At 71.2% G+C, this 2412-nt stretch carries 2 protein-coding genes; both read left to right on the top strand.

The features are described 5' to 3' along the window. Positions 1-1657: transglutaminase family protein (locus AC1DKV_RS40360; RefSeq protein ID WP_477139754.1), on the top strand; the 1657-nt coding region annotated here is incomplete at its 5' end. Positions 1658-1683: 26 nt separating this feature from the next. After that, the coding region (locus tag AC1DKV_RS40355; protein ID WP_477139753.1) for a circularly permuted type 2 ATP-grasp protein at positions 1684-2412 on the top strand (729 nt) is incomplete at its 3' end.

The raw sequence follows: 2412 nt of genomic DNA, 5'->3' as shown, positions 1-2412 counted from the left end.
CGGCGGCGCCGCCGCCAGCGCGGCGGCGGATCTCGCCCGCGTGCCGGCACACGGCGAGTCCGCGGGCTGGATCACGCGCACCGCGCTGTGCGTGGAAGTGCGCCATCCCAGCCGCGCGGCCGGCCCCAAGGCCGAGCTCTCGGCTGCCGGCGACAAGCGCGGCATGATCTACGTCTTCATGCCGCCGCTGACCGTGCTGGAGGATTACCTGGAACTGCTGGCGGCGGTGGAGGCCACCGCCGCGGCGCTGGGCGTGAAGATCGTGCTCGAAGGCTATCCGCCGCCGCGCGACGTGCGCCTGAAGCTGCTGCAGGTCACGCCCGATCCCGGCGTGATCGAGGTMAACATCCATCCCGCCGCCGACTGGGACKAACTGGTCGACCACACCGAATACCTCTACCAGGCGGCACACGAGACCTATCTGAGCAGCGAGAAGTTCATGGTGGACGGCCGCCATGCCGGCACCGGCGGCGGCAACCACTTTGTGCTGGGCGGCGCCACGCCGGCCGACAGTCCCTTCCTGCGCCGCCCGGACGTGCTGGCCAGCCTGATCGCGTACTGGCACAACCATCCCTCGCTGTCCTACCTGTTCTCGGGCATGTTCATCGGCCCCACCAGCCAGGCGCCGCGCGTGGACGAGGCGCGCAACGACCAGCTCTACGAACTGGAGGTCGCCTTTGCCGAGCTGCAGCACCAGCTCGACCGGCTGGGCGGCGCGCAGGGCGGCGGCTACATGCCGCCGTGGCTGGTGGACCGCACGCTGCGCAACATCCTGATCGACGTCACCKGCAACACGCACCGCAGCGAGTTCTGCATCGACAAGCTCTACTCGCCCGACGGCCCCACCGGGCGCCTCGGCCTGCTGGAGCTGCGCGCCTTCGAGATGCCGCCGCATGCGCGCATGAGCCTGGTGCAGCAACTGTTGCTGCGCGCGCTGGTGGCGCGCTTCTGGCGCCAGCCGTATCGCACGCGCCTGACGCGCTGGGGCACCGAGCTGCACGACCGCTTCCTGCTCGGCACCTTCGTGCAGATGGATTTCGACGATGTGCTCAGCGAGATGCGCGAGGCCGGCTTCGCCTTCGACAATGCCTGGTTCGCCCCGCATTTCGAGTTCCGCTTCCCGCGCGTGGGCGAGCTGGCCGCCGGCGGCCTGGCGCTGACCTTGCGCAGCGCGCTCGAGCCCTGGCACGTGATGGGCGAGGAGGGCAGCGCCGGCGGCACGGTGCGCTACGTGGATTCGTCGCTGGAGCGCATCGAGGTGCGCGTGCTGGGCATGAACGAGAGCCGCCACGTGGTGACGGTGAACGGCCGCGCGGTGCCGTTGCAGCCCACCGGGCGGGCCGGCGAATTCGTGGCCGGGGTGCGCTACCGCGCCTGGGCGCCCCAGTCTGCGCTGCACCCCACCATCGGCGTGCACGCTCCGTTGACATTCGACGTAGTCGACAGCTGGATGGCGCGCAGCATCGGCGGATGCCGGTATCATGTTTCGCATCCGGGCGGGCGCAACTACGAGACCTTCCCGGTCAATGCCTACGAGGCCGAAAGCCGGCGCCTGGCGCGCTTCTTCACGCTCGGCCACACCCCGGGCGTGATGCGCATCGAGGAGCCTGCGCGCAGCCTCGAGTTTCCGTTCACGCTGGACCTGCGGCAACGCTGATCCGCCCCGCCGCCGAGCTTCGCCCCGTGCCCTTGCAGCCCTCCCTGCCCTTCGACGAATCCGCTCCCGCCGCCGAGGCGGCGATGCGCCGCGCGCGCGCGGTGCCCGCGGGACACCTGGACGAGCTCGGCGCGTGCTCGGGCGGCCTGCGCGAGCCGTGGGCAGGCTTCTTCCAGGTGCTGGGCGAGGACGGCATCGGCGCGCTCGGCCAGCAGGCCGCCGCCATGGCGCGCCAGATCCGCGACAACGGCGTGACCTACAACGTCTACGCCGACAACGGCGCCGCGCGCGCCTGGGCGCTGGACCTGCTGCCCTTCCTGGTAGCCGAGGAAGACTGGCAGGTGATCGAGCGCGGCGTGATCCAGCGCGCCAGCCTGGCCAACGCCATGGTGGCCGACATCTACGGGCCGCAGACCCTGCTGGCCAAGGGCTTGCTGCCGGCCGGGCTGGTCTTCGGCCATCCCGGCTACCTGCGCCCCCTCAAGGGCTACCAGCCGCCGGACGGCAATTTCCTGCATATCGTCGCGGTGGACCTGGCGCACACCGCGGAGGGCGGCTGGACGGTGATGGCGCACCGCACGGAAACCCCGTCCGGCATGGGCTACGCGCTGGAGAACCGGCTCATCATCTCCAGCCTGTTCACCGATGCCTTCCGCGAACTGCGCGTGCGCCGCCTGCCCGCCGCCTTCGCGCAGCTGGTGGCCACGCTGGCGCAGCTGCCCGCCATCCGCACGGCCGGCGCGGTCACGCAGCTG

The sequence above is a fragment of the Cupriavidus sp. 05T41 genome, assembly GCF_056396525.1.
The sequence above is the reverse complement of the archived record's forward strand: the minus strand, read 5'-3'. Positions and strand labels throughout refer to the sequence as shown.